This window comes from Bacillus sp. SYZHCR11 (assembly GCF_057196865.1).
In genome coordinates this window covers 1-16,758 of the sequence record NZ_JBXUND010000009.1, presented here as the reverse complement: position 1 = coordinate 16,758, position 16,758 = coordinate 1, and the positions used below count along the sequence as shown (strand labels likewise).

The window sequence follows — 16,758 nt, the reverse complement described above, 5'->3', positions numbered from 1 at the left end:
CGCACATCGCTGTGCGATTTATTTAAAACTTTGAATTAACAGGTACGTTTTGTCTTGTTTAGTTTTCAAAGAACTTTGTCCATCGCTCTTGAAGCGACTTAATTATTATAACACCTCAGTGTCAGTATCGTCAATAACTTTTTAAAATTTCTTTTTCAAGAATTCGTTTCGTCATCAGCGACGTATATTAGAATACCACCCTTAATCCAACATGTCAACAATAATCGACAAATTAAATGATGAAGCGTTTAATGACTATCAAAGCCGCGATACCGGGAATCCCAAGAATTCCGCTGATGCCCGTTGTAATCAGGTTAACAGGGATATGAATACCCAGACTGCCCCCGAACAAGTTCACACCCACCAACAGAATCGCGCCGGCAATAAACTTAATGGCAGTCACACCAATCCACCTTAACGGTTTTGAAGATACTCCCCATAAAAAAAGCAAAGCAACCAGACCGACAATCAAACCGATAATGAAAAAAGGCTCCATGAATCTTCCCCCTCGCTTGTTTAGTACAAGCTTATGAGAAGATTCCGGAGAATAGACCTCTTACTTCCATCTGCTCATTTTCAAATTCCGCTGCTTCGCTTCTTTCAAATAAAAAAAGTACTTAGATTCAGCGACTTTCAGCTCAAACAACACCTCAGCGGAGGGCTCTAGACTTTTCTCGACCAGACTCTTCTGTCTGTTCCATTCTTCTTTTTGTTTAAAGAGCTGTTCTATCAGCTTCTCGTCAAACTCTTTTCTTAATGTATTTCTGCGAAGAAAACCCATGCCTTGCCTTTTCCTCCCTTACAATTCACGTCTTCCTTCAAGAGCTTTTGAAAGAGTGACCTCATCAGCATATTCCAAATCACCGCCGACGGGCAGACCGTGGGCAATACGGGAGAGCTTGATGCCTGAGGGCTTTAACAGCCTTGATATATACATCGCTGTTGCTTCCCCTTCAATATTAGGGTTGGTTGCGAGAATAACTTCTGTCACTTGATCATCCTGAAGACGTTTCAGCAGCTCCGGAATCTTAATATCCTCCGGACCGATGCCGTCCATTGGTGAAATCGCGCCGTGAAGAACATGATACTGGCCGTTATATTCCTTCATTTTCTCCATCGCGATCACATCCTTAGGGTCCTGCACCACACAAATAACAGACTTATCCCTTCTTGTGTCCTCACATATATAACAAGGGTCCTGATCTGTAATATGTCCGCAAATCGAGCAATATGTCAGATTCCGCTTCGCATTGACAAGCGCCTTAGCAAAATCCAATACTGTGTCTTCTTTCATACCTAGAACAAAAAAAGCCAGACGAACCGCTGTTTTCGGTCCGATCCCTGGCAATTTCATAAAGCTGTCAATCAGCTTTGATATTGGTTCAGGATACTGCATGTTTATTTATCCCCCTAGAATAAACCCGGTATGTTCATTCCTTTTGTAAATTGTCCCATTGTCTCATTCGTCATGTCATCCACTTTTTTGAGGGCGTCGTTTGTCGCAGCAAGAACCAGGTCCTGAAGCATTTCGATATCTTCCGGATCAACAACTTCTTCTTTAATGGCAACGTCTACAACTTCTTTTTGGCCGTTGACTTTTACAGTCACCATACCGCCGCCCGCTGTGCCTTCAAGCACTTTTTCAGCAAGTTCCTCCTGAGCCTTCGCCATATCCTTTTGCATTTTTTGCATTTGTTTCATCATTTTTTGCATGTTTCCCATTCCGCCACGCATATTCAATCACTCTCTTTCATCTTATTAGTCTTTTATTTCGATTAAATCCGCTCCGACAAGTTTTTTCGCCTCTGCAATCAGCGGATCTTCTTCAGCCGGTTCGTTTGATCCTTCACTTTCCTGCTGGTGATCATTTAAAAATTCTTCTCTTATTTTACCCCATTGTGCTTCCGGAACGCCAATCAAATCCATTCTTTTCCCGAGCATTGATTCGAGAATCTGTTCAAGATTCGTACGGACTCCGTTATTATCTTCTGCAACCATTTTACAATGGATTTCGTATTTAAATTTAAGCACAAATGCCTTTTGAGCAGCGGCCACCGGTTCACTGTCATTCAAAAGAGCCGCATGAGATACCTTATTCTGCTGTTTCAGGTGTGCCAGCAGCTTGCCCCAGCTGCTTTTAAGCTGTTCAAGATCAGGTCTTGTGGCTTCCTTCAATATCTCATGAATTCTTCCGACCGGGGCTTTATAATGACTTTTTCCGCCTTTTTGAGGACGCGGAGCTTCTTTCGGAGCGCTTTCCATCTGAACCTTCACACCGGAGGTTTTCAGCCTTTCTACTTCCTGCTCAAGCTGCTGGATCTTATTCATCAGCATGCCGACCTCAGGGATGTCTCCGGCGGATTGCTGTGCCGTCTGGCATATTTTCACGACAGCCACTTCAAAAAAGATTCTTGGGTGGTTCGTCCACTTCATTTCCTGATGGCTTTTATTCAGGATATCAATCATCTCATATAAAGCGGGGGCCGGTATGTCACCGCTCAGATTCCGAAACGTTTCATCGACCTTCACCTTCTCCAGGACTCCTTCTAAACCGGGAGCGGCCTGGTACAAGAGCATATCCCTGAAATAGAAAATCATATCTTCAATCAGTTTGGCCGCATCTTTCCCCTGCTGGAGCAATTCATTCAGTGTTTCCAATGCCTCGGAAACCTGTTTGCGGTGAAGAGCAGATGCCAGTTTTCCAATATAGTGCTGAGAAACGGCTCCGGTAATGAGCAAAGCGTCATCCACCGACAGCTCCTCGCCGCTGAATGATACAGCTTGATCGAGCAGGCTCAGCGCGTCCCTCATTCCTCCGTCCGCAGCACTCGCTATGATATCAAGGGCTCCTTCTTCCACCTTCAGCTGCTCTGCATCGACGATTGTCTTCATTCGTCCGACAATTGCTTTGGATGTAATCCGTTTGAAGTCAAAACGCTGACATCTGGAGATAATGGTTAAAGGAATCTTATGAGGCTCAGTCGTAGCTAATATGAAAATGCAATGTGCCGGCGGTTCTTCCAGCGTTTTCAGAAGCGCATTGAATGCGCCGATAGAGAGCATATGCACCTCATCTATAATATATACCTTGTAAGTAACGGCCGACGGGGCAAATTTTACTTTGTCACGGATGTCGCGGATTTCGTCTACGCCGTTATTCGACGCCGCATCTATTTCAATCACATCTGATATAGAGCCATTTGTGATCCCCTTGCACGCCGCGCACTCATTGCACGGTTCTTCTACAGGGGCGTGCTCACAGTTGACTGCTTTCGCAAATATTTTAGCTGCACTGGTTTTTCCCGTTCCCCGCGGTCCAGAAAACAGATATGCATGAGAAAATTTCTTTTGCAAAAGGGCATTTTGCAGCGTTTTCGTAATGTGTTCCTGTCCGACCACATCTTCAAACTGCTGAGGCCTAAATACTCGATATAAAGCTTGGTAACCCACAGGATGCGCCCTCCTCTGTTATTCATCATGTTTATTATACATGAACGTGCTTTTAACGCCAAAACCCGTTTTTCATATACGAAAAAACTCACCTGCATAACAGGTGAGTCTGAAATTTGATGATTGATTTACCGTGCACCTTCTGTCGATTCGCTACCCTAAGCGTTACTTAAGCAGTTAGCTCAGCCCAGGCAACCCTGCGGCACATGAGAGGTTTCACTTAATGCTGCTTCCTTCCGGACCTGACATGGTTCATGAATTCCCATTGCGCAGGACCCAGACGTCAACGCCACTTACTTAAGGCAGACCTTACAGTAAACGAACCTCGAGAAGGGATTCGGCCCCGCTAGAGCGGATTGCGGGTACAGGGCACCGCTACCTCCCCGCTTAGCACGGCAAAATAAATATCAAATTTTGATATGCGCACCATTCATGATGCACACATAAGTATATCTGCTTCAGGCAGAAAATGCAACCGTACTACTCAGACAACTTTTTCCTCATGTCTTTCTTTTGCCGGCGCAGCTTTCTGAAAAAAGCGCTGAGCATTTCTCCGCACTCTTCTCCGAGCACGCCGCTCACCACTTCCGCTTGGTGGTTGAACCGCTCTTCCTGCAAGAGGTTCATCAGCGTTCCTGTACAGCCCCCCTTGGGATCAAATGCGCCGAATACGACCTTATCGACTCTCGAAAGCACGACGGCTCCCGCGCACATCGGACACGGCTCCAAAGTGACATAGAGAACGGCATCCTCAAGTCTCCATGTCCCCAGCTTACGGCACGCTTCGTCTATCGCCAGCATTTCGGCGTGGGCAAGCGACCTCTGTTCAGTCTCCCGCAGATTATGCGCCCGCGCCACGATCTCATCGTGCAGAACAAGAACTGCTCCGATCGGCACTTCACCTTTCTCTTCGGCTTTCTTCGCTTCTTTTATGGCTTCTCTCATATAATATTCATCATTCATCGGTACGAGCTCTCTTCTTAAGTTTTTTCATGTCTCATAAAGGTTAAAATAGGAATACCCCAGCAGAAAGGAGTTGCCGGTATTGTCTGAACCTAACAACACAGCCCTTCTGATTGTCGATATGATCAACAATTTTCAATTTGATATGGGCGAACGTCTTGCTGAAAAAACCAAACAAATTGTCCCCCGTATTTTATCATTAAAGAAGCATGCAAAACAAAGCAACTGGCCGATTATTTATATTAATGATCATTACGGGCTCTGGAAGGCTGATATTGATGCCATCAGGGAGGAATGCAGCAACGACAGAAGCGCCTCCATTATAAAAGATATTTCGCCTCAGCTGGATGATTATTTTCTCATTAAACCGAAGCATTCCGCTTTTTACGAAACGGCGCTTCACACCCTTCTGACCGAATTACAAGTGAACCGATTAATCATCACGGGGATTGCCGGGAACATTTGTGTGCTGTTCACGGCCAACGACGCTTATATGAGAGAATACAGCATTGCCATTCCGAAAGACTGCACCGCTTCCAATAACGACGAAGACAATGATTTCGCTTTGACCATGATGGAGAATGTTCTCTTCGCAGAAATAACCACGGAAAAACAAATTACCGCCGAAAAATAAACATGATCAGCCTCCTTTTTTCATATATTTGATAGCGGATATGAAAGGAGGCGTTTTTCATTCAGATCTATATAGTGAAACGGGGCGACACGCTTTCCGCTATTGCGGCGCGCTACCGGACAGCCGCAAATGTCATTGCGGAAGCAAATAAACTGCCTAATCCCAATACATTGGTTGTCGGACAAACCCTTGTCATCCCGATTGAGGGTCAATATTACGAAGTAAAACAAGGTGATACTCTCGCGTCAATCGCCGGCCGTTTCCATATATCGGCCGCGGAGCTTGCGAGGGTGAACGGAATTCAGCCCGGCACCACATTGAGAGTCGGAACCCGCCTTTACATTCCGCAGCAGGCGAATAAGCCCGATATCGAATCAAACGCATATATAGAACCGCGGGGAACGAGCGTAAGCGCTAATCTTCAGCAGGCGGCAAGGGAGGCCTCTCCTTATTTAACATACCTCGGCGCATTCAGTTTTCAAGTGCAGCGGAACGGGACTTTAAAGGAACCGCCTCTGACCAATTTAAAAAGCATCAGTGACAGGCACAACACCACACTGATGATGATCATCACCAACCTTGAAAATGACGCATTCAGCGATGAACTCGGGCGGCTCATCTTGAACGACAATACAGTGAAAACAAAACTCTTTCAGGAAATCGTCTCCACGGCTAAAAAGTACGGCTTTCGCGATATTCACTTTGATTTCGAATATTTACGTCCACAGGACAGGGAAGCCTACAATCGTTTTTTACGTGAAGCGAGAACGATTTTTCATCGGGAAGGCTGGAAGATTTCAACGGCGCTTGCTCCGAAAACGAGCGCGACTCAGGCCGGCAAATGGTACGAAGCTCATGACTATAGGGCACATGGAGAAATCGTCGATTTCGTCGTGATTATGACATATGAGTGGGGGTACAGCGGAGGCCCGGCTCAGGCCGTATCACCTATCGGCCCTGTAAGAAATGTCATTGAGTACGCGCTGACGGAAATGCCTTCTTCAAAAATCGTCATGGGCCAGAATATGTACGGCTATGATTGGACACTGCCTTTCAAACAGGGAACGACAGCGAAAGCCGTCAGTCCTCAGCAGGCAATCGCTCTGGCAGCACGCTATAAAGTCGACATTCAATATGACGAAACCGCCCAGGCTCCCTTCTTCCGATACACGGATGCAAATCAGAGACGGCATGAAGTATGGTTTGAAGACGCACGATCCATTCAAGCGAAATTCAATTTAATTAAAGAACTTCATTTAAGAGGAATCAGCTATTGGAAACTCGGCCTTTCTTTCCCGCAAAACTGGCTTTTGCTCGGCGATCAATTTCATATTGTAAAAGAGACGTTTCGTTAATTGGAAGCGTCTTTTTTCATGGGCTTTTCTGTGAGTGTGATACAATATAAAGGCCGGCAGCTGACGGATGTTTGCAGAATTAAGGAGGATTTTCAATGAACAGAGCCCCTTTTATCGCGGTAGAAGGTCCTATCGGGGCAGGAAAAACGACACTCGCTACGATGCTTTCTGAAGAGCTCGGTTTTCCTATGATTAATGAGATTGTGGAAGACAACCCTTATCTCGATAAGTTTTATGACAATATCGAGGAGTGGAGTTTCCAGCTTGAAATGTTTTTTCTATGTCACAGGTATAAACAGCTTGAAGACACCGATCGAGATTATTTAAAACAAGGACAGCCCGTTTTGTCCGATTATCATATTTATAAAAATGTTATTTTCGCAGAGCGTACATTGCACGGCCAAAAGCTTGAGAAGTATAAGCAGATCTATCATCTGCTCACTCACGACCTGCCGAAGCCCAATATCATTGTATACATAAAGGCAAGCCTGCCGACATTGCTTCAACGCATTGAAAAACGCGGGCGCCCGTTTGAGAAAAATATCGAACATCAATATCTGGAACATCTCATTGCAGATTACGACACAGCCATCAGACAGCTTCAGGAAGAAGATCCAGATATATCTGTACTGACCATTGACGGTGATACTGAAGACTTTGTTTTGAATAAGACAGACTATGAAAGAATTGCCCGTCAGGTAAAGGAGCATATTAAATGAAAGACATTCATATTCCAAACAACGCCATTATAACAGTAGCAGGAACGGTAGGAGTCGGAAAATCGACTTTGACCAAAGCTTTAGCAAAACGGCTCGGGTTTCATACCTCACTTGAAGAAGTGGATGAAAACCCTTATTTAGAGAAGTTTTATCACGATTTTGAACGCTGGAGCTTCCATTTGCAAATTTATTTTCTGGCTGAGCGGTTCAAAGAGCAAAAAAACATGTTTGAATCAGGCGGCGGATTCGTGCAGGACCGTTCGATTTATGAAGATACAGGCATATTCGCAAAAATGCATGCCGATAAAGGAACCATGTCGCTGACAGATTACACAACATACACAAGCCTATTTGAGGCGATGGTCATGACGCCGTATTTCCCGCATCCTGATGTTTTGATCTATTTAGAAGGCGACCTTGAATACATTATAAGCCGGATTGAAAAGCGGGGCCGCGAGATGGAGCTGCAGACAAACCGCTCCTATTGGGAAGAGATGTATACACGGTACGAAGACTGGATCAGCGGTTTTAACGCCTGCCCTGTACTGAAAGTACGCATTGAAGATTATGACCTTGAAGCTGATGAACAGTCACTGGAACCTTTGATCGAAAAAATCAGTCACGTGATCAACGAAAACAGAAACAAATAAAAATAGCAAAGCGATTTTCCCCGAACAGAGAAAATCGCTTTTTTTGCATATAAAAAATCCGCTGCATCAGATGCAGCGGACAAAACAATCTCCAATATATGCTCGAGTTTCATTAGGTTTAAAATCAATATGGCGGAGGAAGAGGGATTCGAACCCCCGCGGGCTTTGACACCCCTGTCGGTTTTCAAGACCGATCCCTTCAGCCAGACTTGGGTATTCCTCCGTATCGACATTTAATAATATACCACATGACCCAAATTTCAGTCAAGCGCTTTTTCATATTTTTTATTTCATTTCTTAAACAGCTTTTCCGTCAGCTTTACTATCATACAAAAGTCTTGCGTCCAATTCAACCTCAGTATGCCATACAGGCAGGAAAACACAGTAAAAATCAAGAATAGATTCAAACAGATAACCTGCTCATAAAGGTGGAGAACATAATGAAAATCATCATCGCACCCGATTCTTTCAAAGAAAGCATGACATCAAAAGAAGCCGCTGACAGCATAGAAAAAGGATTCAAAGCGGTCTTCCCTGACGCGGAATATACCAAGATACCCGCGGCCGACGGCGGAGAAGGAACCGTTCAGGCTTTGACGGATGCCACGGGCGGAAGCATCATCAAAAAAACTGTGACCGGTCCGCTGGGAACGCCGGTAAACGCCGCATATGGACTTCTGGGAGACGGACGCACGGCAGTCATTGAAATGGCGGAAGCATCGGGACTCCATCTCGTTCCCCGCCATCTCAGAGATCCGTTGAACACAACGACAAGAGGAACGGGTGAACTGATAGCGGATGCAGCCTCCCGCGGGGCGATTGAGATCATCATCGGGCTTGGCGGGAGTGCAACCAATGACGGCGGAACAGGAATGGCGAGCGCGCTCGGTGTGCGTTTCTTAAATGAGGAAGGTCAGGAGATACATGACGGCGGAGGCGCTCTGCACACCCTAGCTTCTATTGATATAAGCGGGCTCTCCCCTGATCTGAAACATATCCGTTTTCGTGCCGCATGTGATGTCGAAAATCCCCTGACCGGTGAAAACGGCGCGTCATATGTCTTCGGCCCGCAAAAAGGGGCGTCCGAGAAGACTAAAGTTGTATTGGATCGCAATTTATACCATTTCGCTGACGTATTGAGACGTCAGCACGATATCGAAGCGGATACCGTAAAAGGCGCGGGCGCCGCAGGGGGGCTGGGCGCTGGACTGATCGCTTTCTTACAGGCAGAACTTCAAAGCGGGATTGACGTTGTATTAGATACACTTTCCTTCTCAGATCAGATAAGAGATGCTGACCTTATCATTACCGGAGAGGGCCAGATTGACGGACAAACGATATTCGGCAAAACCCCCGCCGGGATCGCCGCACGCGCAGCCGCTCAAGAAATTCCCGTTATCGCATTGGCGGGCTCCTTAGGCAAAAATTTCGAGCATGTTTACAGCGCAGGAATAACAGCTGTATTTTCTATCGTGCCCGGCGCTGTAAGTCTTGAAGACGCCTTAGCATCCGGCCGTTTTAACCTGGAAAGTACAGCCCGGAATGCCGCCGCTCTATACCGGGCAGCAAAAAAGGCGCGCCTCTAGGGCGCACCTTTTTATGGTTTGATGACTTCTTTATTTCCCATATAAGGACGAAGCACTTTAGGAATGATGACACTTCCGTCTTCCTGCTGGTAGTTTTCCAAGATGGCAGCTACAGTTCTGCCGACTGCAAGACCTGAACCGTTTAATGTATGCACATGCTCAGGCTTGCCTTTCGCTTCGCGTCTGAAACGAATGTTCGCACGTCTTGCCTGGAAGGCCTCAAAGTTGCTGCAAGAAGAAATTTCACGGTATGTGTCTTGGCTTGGAATCCATACCTCAATATCGTACTTTTTCGCAGCTGTAAAGCCGAGATCACCGGTACACATGCTCATGACGCGATACGGCAGTTCAAGCAGCTGAAGCACCCGCTCAGCTTGATTTGTCAGTTTTTCAAGCTCCTCATAAGAATCTTCCGGCTTCACGAACTTTACAAGCTCAACCTTGTTGAACTGATGCTGACGGATCAAACCGCGTGTATCACGGCCGGCGGATCCCGCTTCTGAACGGAAGCAGGCGCTGAACGCGGCATAATTGATCGGCAGGTTCTCACCGGATAAGATTTCATCGCGGTGCATATTTGTAATCGGCACTTCCGCCGTCGGAATTAAGAAATAATCCTCTTCTCTGATTTTAAAAGCATCCTCTTCAAATTTAGGAAGCTGTCCCGTACCTGTCATGCTCGTACGGTTTACCATATAAGGAGGAATGACTTCCGTGTAATCATATTCATCCACGTGAAGATCCAGCATAAAGTTGTAGAGCGCGCGTTCGAGGCGGGCGCCTAATCCTTTATAAAACACAAACCGGCTGCCTGTTACTTTTGAAGCGCGTTCGAAATCAAGAATGTTTAAGCGGTCTGCAATATCCCAATGCGGTTTCGGCTCATATGAAAATGCCGGCACCTCTCCCCACTTGCGAATTTCAATGTTATCATCTTCCGTTTCTCCGACGGGAACTGAATCGTGCGGGATGTTCGGAATAGACAGAAGGATGGTTTCGAGCGTCGTTTCGACAGTACGAAGCTCTTCATCAAGCTTCTTAATTTCTTCGCCTACTTCACGCATCTCTTTAATAATATGATCAGCGTCTTTTTTCTCCCGTTTCAAAACGGCGACCTGCTGAGACACTTCATTGCGTTTTCCCTTCAATTCTTCTACTTTACCGATAAGCTCTCTTCTCTTTTCATCCAGCTCTTCAAACTTGTCAAAGTCAGATAAGTCTTCGCCTTTTGGAATGAGCTTCGCTTTTACCTCTTGAAAATTGGCTCTCAGCACCTTCGTATCAATCATGCCTAACAACTCCTATCTGTTTTTATCGAAAATAAAAAAGAGCCCTCATCCCCTAAAAGGGACGAGAGCTCTCGCGTTGCCACCCTGATTGAAAACAAGCTCACACTTGCTTTCCGCTTTAACACATAACGGTTTTCCCGTAAATGCCTACTTGTTTTCAGCATTTCGCTCAAGGACGGATTCGGACAGCATCTTTCACCGATTCGCACCACCCATCGGCTCTCTTTGAAAGAGGGGCTTCCTACTGCTTCCTGTCAACGCTTTTCGATCTTTATTTGTGATTATAATGTACTATAAGTATCAGCGGTTTTCAACTGTTTTATACAGCTGTTTCCTGCTTATGCTTTTCCGCCATCTTCACAAACAGCTCTGTCACCCGGTGATCATCCGTCAGTTCAGGATGGAACGAGCAGCCGAGGAAATTTCCCTGCTTTGCAGCCACGATGCGTCCGTTATGCTCACAAAGCACTTCAACATCTTCTCCGGCTTTTAAAATATGCGGTGCGCGAATAAATACACCCGTAAACGGCTCATCAAGGCCTTTAATCGTCAGATCAGCTTCAAAGCTGTCGACCTGACGGCCAAAGGAATTACGCTCGACAACAACGTTCAACAGCCCTAAATGAGCGTTATCCGTTCCCGCTATCTCTTTGGCTAAGATAATCAGACCGGCGCATGTGCCGAACATCGGCTTGCCTTGAGCGGCAAACTCGCGAAGCGGCTCCATAAAATGATACGTATCCATTAAACGCCGCATCGTCGTGCTTTCCCCGCCCGGCAGGATTAAGCCGTCGATGTCATTCAGCTGTTCAGGACGCTTAATGACGACACCTTTTGAACCACATGCTTCAATTGAACGAATATGTTCTCTTACTGCTCCTTGAAGTCCAAGTACACCAATTGTTAACATGCTTCCAGCTCTCCTATGGTTTTACCAGCCGCGTTCTTGCATACGCTGTTCCGGCAATAGATTTGAGATTTCGATGCCTTTCATTGCTGTGCCTAATTCTTTAGAAAGCTCAGCGATCAGTTTGTAGTCTGTAAAATGAGTCGTTGCTTCAACAATTGCTTTGGCGAATTTAGCAGGGTTGTCTGATTTGAAAATGCCAGAGCCAACAAATACGCCGTCAGCGCCAAGCTGCATCATCAATGCCGCGTCAGCAGGCGTCGCTACTCCGCCGGCAGCAAAGTTCACTACAGGCAGTTTGCCGTCACGTTTGATCTGAAGAAGCAGTTCATAAGGAGCGCCGAGGTTTTTAGCTTCAGTCATCAGCTCATCATCGCTCATCGCAACAACTTTGCGCACTTGCGCGTTTACTTTTCTCATATGGCGGACAGCTTCCACAATGTTTCCTGTTCCCGGTTCGCCTTTTGTACGAAGCATGGAAGCTCCTTCGGCGATACGGCGCGTTGCTTCGCCGAGATCACGGCAGCCGCATACGAACGGGACTGTATATTCATTTTTATTTAAATGAAATTCTTCGTCAGCCGGAGTCAGAACTTCACTTTCATCGATGTAATCTACTCCCATTGCTTCAAGGACACGCGCTTCAACGATATGTCCGATACGCGCTTTTGCCATTACGGGAATGGATACAGCATTCATTACTTCTTCAACGATTGTCGGATCAGCCATGCGGGCAACACCGCCGGCAGCGCGAATATCAGCCGGAACGCGTTCTAACGCCATTACGGCAACAGCTCCCGCCTCTTCCGCAATCTTCGCTTGTTCAGCATTTACTACGTCCATGATGACGCCGCCTTTTTGCATTTCCGCCATGCCGCGTTTTACACGATCAGTACCTGTTTGAGCCATTATTTGGTCCCCCTAGTCAATGTATAGTTAGATAATGTCTATCTCTTATTGTATCCCAGAAATACAATATTTCATATGGGTATTCTTATTTTACAGCGAGATGAATAAGATAGATATCATTTTTTTACTAATAATTTGGTTTTTTCAGTATATTAAGCAAAAGAGCCCTAACTTTCATCAGAGCTCTTTCTTATTTCTTAAAACCAGCCTGTTACCGTGTCAACGGCGCTGTTCCAGATACCGGAGAAAAATCCGCCGATGCCGCGCATCATCTGAACAAACCAGTTTGCTTTATCTACATCATTTTTCGTTACAAGATTCACGCTGAACTCTTTGGATTTGAGGAAGCCATAGTCTTTGTCACTGCCTTTGTATGTAACTGTCAGCGTTCCGACTTTCGTTCCCTTTTTCACAGGAGCCGTGATTTCTTTTTTATCTATAGTCACTTCGGCTTTATAGTTCTTTTCATCCCCGCTTTTCACAGGAATAGAAAGCGCCTTGTCAGTAACAATATCGACTTGCTTGTCTTTCCCTTTTTCAACGTCAACCGTTTTGTGCCCTTTTACTTGAGAGCCTTCAGGGTAAAGATCTTTCATTGAGAAATTGCTGTTAAATGCGTAATCGAGCATTTTTTTCGTTTCATCAAAACGTCCGGTATGCAGGTTGCCTTTTGCGTTTAATACAACGGTGATGACCCGCATTCCGTTCCGCTGTGCTGTGCTTGTAAAACAAGATCCCGCAGAATCAGTAGAACCCGTTTTTAAGCCGTCAACGCCAGGGTATTCAGAAACAAGACCTTTTAACATGAAGTTCCAGTTCGGCATGTCCATTTCATCATCAGTGCCGGCTCTGAATTTCGTTTTAGCGATGCTTGTTGTTTTGAGAACTTCCGGATAATCAGTGATCAGGCGGTCTGCAAGAAGCGCCATGTCTTTAGCAGAAACTTCACTCTCTTCTTTAACGCCTTCTCCTTGCGGCTGTTTGCCGTGAAGATCTTCATTCACAAGCCCTGTGGCATTTTTAAAATCATAGTTTGTCATGCCTAATTCTTTGGCTTTCGCATTCATTTCAGCGACAAATTTCGTTTCAGTTCCGGCAAGAATTTCGGCAACTGCAATCGCGGCTCCGTTAGCAGAGTAAATCGCCATGGCCTGATACAGTTCTTTAACCGTGTATTTGCCGTCTTTTCGAAGGGGGACGTTTGATAAACTGTTGTCTTGAGAAATTTCATAGACATAATCATCAGGAGTATACGTTTGATCCCATTTCACTTTTCCTTCTTTAATGGCTTCCAGAAGCAGATATTCAGTCATCATTTTTGTCATGCTGGCAATCGGCAGTCTTTTGTCTGCATTTTTACTGTATAAAATTTTTCCCGATGAAGCCTCAATCATTATCGCAGCTGATGCGTTGACATCAATCGGGTCATTGCCGGCTGCCTCCGCTTTAGACATCGGAACAAAGCAAGTTGCGGCCAGTGCCAGTACCACTAATGACACCAACAGCTGTTTCCATTTCGTGATGTTCAATCTTACGACCTCCGTCATTCATTTTAAATCTATAATTAAGCCGTTAAGGACATATTCAAATTCAAAACACAACAGTATAAATTTTATCACACTCGATATAAAAAAAATAGACAGAGTCAGCGACCCTGTCAAATGTTTTTTATTTGTAACAATTATGAGATTGTGTAGTTTGGTGATTCTTTCGTAATTTGGACATCATGCGGATGACTTTCGCGAAGACCGGCACCTGTCATACGGATGAATTGAGCCTCTTCTCTTAAAGCGCGCAAGTCTTTTGAACCGCAATATCCCATACCTGAACGAAGACCGCCGACAAGCTGATACACTGTTTCTTCTACAGGACCTTTGTACGGAGTCCGTCCTTCGATACCTTCAGGGACGAATTTCTTATTTTCTTCTTGGAAATATCGGTCTTTACTGCCTTTTTCCATGGCAGCGACAGAACCCATACCGCGATACACTTTAAATCTTCTGCCCTGATAGATTTCAGTCTCTCCCGGGCTTTCTGAAGTACCGGCAAGCAGGCTTCCGAGCATTACGGCATGTCCGCCTGAAGCCAACGCTTTCGTAATATCTCCGGAGAATTTAATACCGCCGTCTGCGATAATTGTCGCGCCGTGTTTTCTCGCTTCAGTGGCACAATCATAAATGGCAGTGATCTGCGGTACGCCTACACCTGCAACGACGCGTGTCGTACAGATAGAACCAGGCCCGATTCCCACTTTGACAATATTTGCTCCGGCTTCAATCAGAGCTTTTGTCGCTTCAGCCGTTGCAACATTTCCTGCGATAATGTTCAGTTCAGGATATGTTTCACGGATTTTCGCAACTGTGTTCAGTACGCCTCTGGAATGTCCGTGAGCCGTATCAACCACGATAACGTCGACATTCGCTTCAACAAGCTTGCTGACGCGTGTCATTGTATCGCCTGTCACGCCTACCGCAGCGCCGACAATAAGGCGTCCGTGTTCATCTTTAGATGAATTAGGGAATTCGATAACCTTTTCAATATCTTTGATCGTGATAAGACCTTTTAATTTGTTTTGGTCATCCACTAACGGAAGTTTTTCAATTTTATGTTTCTGTAAGATTTTTTCTGCTTCGTCTAATGTGGTTCCCACAGGAGCCGTAACCAGCTCTTCTTTTGTCATGACATCACTGATTTTCATTGAATAATCAGAGATAAAGCGAAGATCACGGTTTGTAATGATACCGACAAGCTTTTGATCGTCTTTATTATCTACGATCGGAACACCGGAAATTCTGTATTTCCCCATCAAATGCTCCGCATCGAATACTTGATGATCAGGTGTTAAAAAGAAGGGATTTGTAATAACGCCCCGTTCAGAACGTTTGACTTTGTCAACATGTTCAGCCTGCTGTTCGATGGACATGTTTTTATGGATAATGCCCAAGCCGCCCTGTCTGGCCATCGCAATCGCCATTGCTGATTCTGTTACTGTATCCATTCCCGCACTGATGACAGGAATATTAAGCTTTAACGTTTTTGTCAGTTCAACAGATAAATCCACATCACGCGGAAGTACGTCTGATTGAGCCGGTACGAGCAGTACATCATCGAACGTTAAGCCTTCTTTTGAAAATTTACTTTCCCACATTAGTAAATCCCCCTCTTTTCGGCAAAATATTATATGTAGATTATCAACTAGAAAACAGCATGTCAAGGAAGCGAAAAAGAGTTGAAATATTTAGATAAAGGAAAGGGTTTAAAAATACATATGAGAGATCATGAGTGGAAAGAGTTATCATTATTTTATTCCGTAGAATCTTCCCAGAAATTTCTAAACAAAGTCTATACAGAAAGCGGCATGGAAGAACCAAAACGATATGCGTTTAAGAACAGTGAGCGCTTCATATTCTTTATCAAACACGCCGAGTCCTTTTATAAGCAGGCATCTCTTTCTCCTTTAGAAATTAAGCCTATTCTGTTGTTTTACGGGATGTCACAATTGCTGAAAGCCTGCCTTCTGACCACAGATCCAAGCTATCCAAGCCACGCTTCAGTACTCGCGCATGGCGTGACTGCCCGGAAACGCAAAAAGCAAAATTACTCCTTTAGGGATGATGAAGTGAAGGTGCAGCGCAATGGCTTATGTATTCATGTAATGAAGCACTTATTCGGGATAGCTGGTCTTGAGGAAGAACGGTACACAATGAAGAAATTGCTGACAGCCATACCTGAATTGCATACTGTCTTTTACTTCCAAGAGAAAAAGAATTGGCTGACCCAAGTAGAGCTGAACGATGACCTTATTTCAGTGCCTGAGCATGCGGTGATTCATTACAATATGTCTGATTCCCGCTTTGCTGAATATATCAGCCATCATTTGAAGTGGTCTTTTCTGAGGAAAGACCATAACCACTTGGTTTTTGAGGCTGACCCGATAGACAGAGAACCTTGGTCTTCTCCAAATTTATTGTTTCACTTGGAGAAAAATCAATATTACATTCCCTCTCAGCGTGATCACTTCCTGCATCTTCCGGAAATGATTATTCATTATTTGGTTCTCTACAATATCGGGATGATTGCGAGATATGAAACGGAGTGGTGGTATGAACTGCTGACACAGCATGTCAGTGATGATTATGTGATGATCCGACGGTTCTTAGAGGTCACGGAACGCAAATTTCCGTATTACGTTTCTAAATTCCTGAAGCAATACTTGTAAACAAAAAAGGCAGCTCATGATGAGCTGCCTTTACCGTAATGATAGCTTGGCGGCGTCCTACTCTCACAGGGGGAAAC

At 45.2% G+C, this 16,758-nt stretch carries 17 protein-coding genes, 1 tRNA gene, 1 other RNA gene and 1 other annotated feature; of the genes, 6 read left to right on the top strand and 13 right to left on the bottom strand.

Features of this window, described 5'->3' with window-relative positions; genetic code table 11:
• Positions 1 to 232 precede the first annotated feature (232 nt).
• From AC2CGA_RS18845 to tadA, 7 genes are all read right to left on the bottom strand, one after another.
• On the bottom strand, positions 233 to 496 hold the full coding sequence (locus AC2CGA_RS18845; RefSeq protein WP_003150686.1) for a pro-sigmaK processing inhibitor BofA family protein: 264 nt from the start codon (positions 494 to 496) through the stop codon (positions 233 to 235).
• A gap of 60 nt (positions 497 to 556) precedes the next feature.
• Positions 557 to 781: a YaaL family protein gene (locus AC2CGA_RS18840; RefSeq protein ID WP_007408755.1), complete on the bottom strand. Its 225-nt coding sequence runs from the start codon at positions 779 to 781 to the stop codon at positions 557 to 559.
• Between the two features lie 18 nt (positions 782 to 799).
• A complete protein-coding gene (gene recR / locus AC2CGA_RS18835; RefSeq protein ID WP_003150697.1) occupies positions 800 to 1,396 on the bottom strand; it encodes a recombination protein RecR in 597 nt (198 codons plus the stop codon).
• A gap of 14 nt (positions 1,397 to 1,410) precedes the next feature.
• Positions 1,411 to 1,734 (bottom strand): YbaB/EbfC family nucleoid-associated protein, encoded by a 324-nt coding sequence (locus AC2CGA_RS18830; protein ID WP_003150700.1) that lies wholly within the window; start codon positions 1,732 to 1,734, stop codon positions 1,411 to 1,413.
• Between the two features lie 24 nt (positions 1,735 to 1,758).
• A complete protein-coding gene (gene dnaX, locus AC2CGA_RS18825; protein ID WP_003150701.1) occupies positions 1,759 to 3,450 on the bottom strand; it encodes a DNA polymerase III subunit gamma/tau in 1,692 nt (563 codons plus the stop codon).
• A gap of 131 nt (positions 3,451 to 3,581) precedes the next feature.
• An RNA gene (gene ffs, locus AC2CGA_RS18820) (signal recognition particle sRNA large type) lies at positions 3,582 to 3,846 on the bottom strand.
• Positions 3,847 to 3,930: 84 nt separating this feature from the next.
• The gene (tadA, locus tag AC2CGA_RS18815) at positions 3,931 to 4,413 is read right to left on the bottom strand and encodes a tRNA adenosine(34) deaminase TadA (RefSeq protein ID WP_003150702.1); all 483 of its coding nucleotides are present in this window, start codon (positions 4,411 to 4,413) and stop codon (positions 3,931 to 3,933) included.
• A gap of 82 nt (positions 4,414 to 4,495) precedes the next feature.
• Here tadA and AC2CGA_RS18810 point away from each other — a divergent pair, with 82 nt between their 5' ends.
• The 4 genes from AC2CGA_RS18810 (at position 4,496) to dck (ending at position 7,771) form a co-directional block, all read left to right on the top strand.
• Positions 4,496 to 5,047, top strand: coding sequence for a cysteine hydrolase family protein (locus tag AC2CGA_RS18810; RefSeq protein ID WP_024084788.1), 552 nt, complete (start codon positions 4,496 to 4,498; stop codon positions 5,045 to 5,047).
• Between the two features lie 71 nt (positions 5,048 to 5,118).
• Positions 5,119 to 6,402, top strand: a complete 1,284-nt coding sequence (locus AC2CGA_RS18805; protein ID WP_032865795.1) for a glycoside hydrolase family 18 protein — start codon at positions 5,119 to 5,121, stop codon at positions 6,400 to 6,402.
• Between the two features lie 95 nt (positions 6,403 to 6,497).
• A complete protein-coding gene (locus AC2CGA_RS18800) occupies positions 6,498 to 7,121 on the top strand; it encodes a deoxynucleoside kinase (RefSeq protein WP_032858523.1) in 624 nt (207 codons plus the stop codon).
• Positions 7,118 to 7,771, top strand: a complete 654-nt coding sequence (gene dck / locus AC2CGA_RS18795) for a deoxyadenosine/deoxycytidine kinase (protein ID WP_015388792.1) — start codon at positions 7,118 to 7,120, stop codon at positions 7,769 to 7,771. Before AC2CGA_RS18800 ends, dck begins: the two co-directional genes overlap by 4 nt.
• 130 nt (positions 7,772 to 7,901) lie before the next feature.
• Here dck and AC2CGA_RS18790 read toward each other — a convergent pair.
• Positions 7,902 to 7,994 (bottom strand) — tRNA-Ser (locus tag AC2CGA_RS18790).
• Between the two features lie 217 nt (positions 7,995 to 8,211).
• Here AC2CGA_RS18790 and AC2CGA_RS18785 point away from each other — a divergent pair.
• Positions 8,212 to 9,357 (top strand): glycerate kinase, encoded by a 1,146-nt coding sequence (locus tag AC2CGA_RS18785; protein WP_139885697.1) that lies wholly within the window; start codon positions 8,212 to 8,214, stop codon positions 9,355 to 9,357.
• An 11-nt stretch (positions 9,358 to 9,368) separates the two neighbouring features.
• Here AC2CGA_RS18785 and serS read toward each other — a convergent pair whose 3' ends face one another.
• The 5 genes from serS to guaB all read right to left on the bottom strand — a co-directional run bounded on the left by serS (position 9,369) and on the right by guaB (position 15,610).
• A complete protein-coding gene (gene serS, locus AC2CGA_RS18780) occupies positions 9,369 to 10,646 on the bottom strand; it encodes a serine--tRNA ligase (RefSeq protein WP_139885696.1) in 1,278 nt (425 codons plus the stop codon).
• Positions 10,647 to 10,700: 54 nt separating this feature from the next.
• Positions 10,701 to 10,913: a binding site (T-box leader), on the bottom strand.
• 52 nt (positions 10,914 to 10,965) lie between these two features.
• The gene (gene pdxT, locus AC2CGA_RS18775) at positions 10,966 to 11,556 is read right to left on the bottom strand and encodes a pyridoxal 5'-phosphate synthase glutaminase subunit PdxT (protein ID WP_003150711.1); all 591 of its coding nucleotides are present in this window, start codon (positions 11,554 to 11,556) and stop codon (positions 10,966 to 10,968) included.
• A gap of 21 nt (positions 11,557 to 11,577) precedes the next feature.
• On the bottom strand, positions 11,578 to 12,462 hold the full coding sequence (pdxS, locus tag AC2CGA_RS18770) for a pyridoxal 5'-phosphate synthase lyase subunit PdxS (protein WP_139885695.1): 885 nt from the start codon (positions 12,460 to 12,462) through the stop codon (positions 11,578 to 11,580).
• 197 nt (positions 12,463 to 12,659) lie between these two features.
• Positions 12,660 to 13,991: a D-alanyl-D-alanine carboxypeptidase gene (dacA, locus tag AC2CGA_RS18765; RefSeq protein ID WP_003150715.1), complete on the bottom strand. Its 1,332-nt coding sequence runs from the start codon at positions 13,989 to 13,991 to the stop codon at positions 12,660 to 12,662.
• Between the two features lie 152 nt (positions 13,992 to 14,143).
• Positions 14,144 to 15,610, bottom strand: coding sequence for an IMP dehydrogenase (gene guaB, locus AC2CGA_RS18760; protein WP_003150717.1), 1,467 nt, complete (start codon positions 15,608 to 15,610; stop codon positions 14,144 to 14,146).
• 120 nt (positions 15,611 to 15,730) lie between these two features.
• Here guaB and AC2CGA_RS18755 point away from each other — a divergent pair, with 120 nt between their 5' ends.
• Complete coding sequence (locus AC2CGA_RS18755; RefSeq protein ID WP_015388795.1) at positions 15,731 to 16,681, top strand: YaaC family protein; 951 nt, start codon at positions 15,731 to 15,733, stop codon at positions 16,679 to 16,681.
• The last annotated feature ends 77 nt before the right edge of the window (positions 16,682 to 16,758 follow it).

Bases quoted from the DNA above. Each gene is read 5' to 3' on its own strand.
- AC2CGA_RS18800 (WP_032858523.1), top strand. From the start codon at position 6,498: ATGAACAGAGCCCCTTTTATCGCGGTAGAAGGTCCTATCGGGGCAGGA.
- AC2CGA_RS18755 (WP_015388795.1), top strand. From the start codon at position 15,731: ATGAGAGATCATGAGTGGAAAGAGTTATCATTATTTTATTCCGTAGAA.
- recR (WP_003150697.1), bottom strand. From the start codon at position 1,396: ATGCAGTATCCTGAACCAATATCAAAGCTGATTGACAGCTTTATGAAA.
- tadA (WP_003150702.1), bottom strand. From the start codon at position 4,413: ATGAATGATGAATATTATATGAGAGAAGCCATAAAAGAAGCGAAGAAA.
- pdxS (WP_139885695.1), bottom strand. From the start codon at position 12,462: ATGGCTCAAACAGGTACTGATCGTGTAAAACGCGGCATGGCGGAAATG.
- AC2CGA_RS18845 (WP_003150686.1), bottom strand. From the start codon at position 496: ATGGAGCCTTTTTTCATTATCGGTTTGATTGTCGGTCTGGTTGCTTTG.
- AC2CGA_RS18830 (WP_003150700.1), bottom strand. From the start codon at position 1,734: ATGCGTGGCGGAATGGGAAACATGCAAAAAATGATGAAACAAATGCAA.
- guaB (WP_003150717.1), bottom strand. From the start codon at position 15,610: ATGTGGGAAAGTAAATTTTCAAAAGAAGGCTTAACGTTCGATGATGTA.
- dck (WP_015388792.1), top strand. From the start codon at position 7,118: ATGAAAGACATTCATATTCCAAACAACGCCATTATAACAGTAGCAGGA.
- pdxT (WP_003150711.1), bottom strand. From the start codon at position 11,556: ATGTTAACAATTGGTGTACTTGGACTTCAAGGAGCAGTAAGAGAACAT.
- AC2CGA_RS18840 (WP_007408755.1), bottom strand. From the start codon at position 781: ATGGGTTTTCTTCGCAGAAATACATTAAGAAAAGAGTTTGACGAGAAG.
- AC2CGA_RS18785 (WP_139885697.1), top strand. From the start codon at position 8,212: ATGAAAATCATCATCGCACCCGATTCTTTCAAAGAAAGCATGACATCA.
- serS (WP_139885696.1), bottom strand. From the start codon at position 10,646: ATGATTGATACGAAGGTGCTGAGAGCCAATTTTCAAGAGGTAAAAGCG.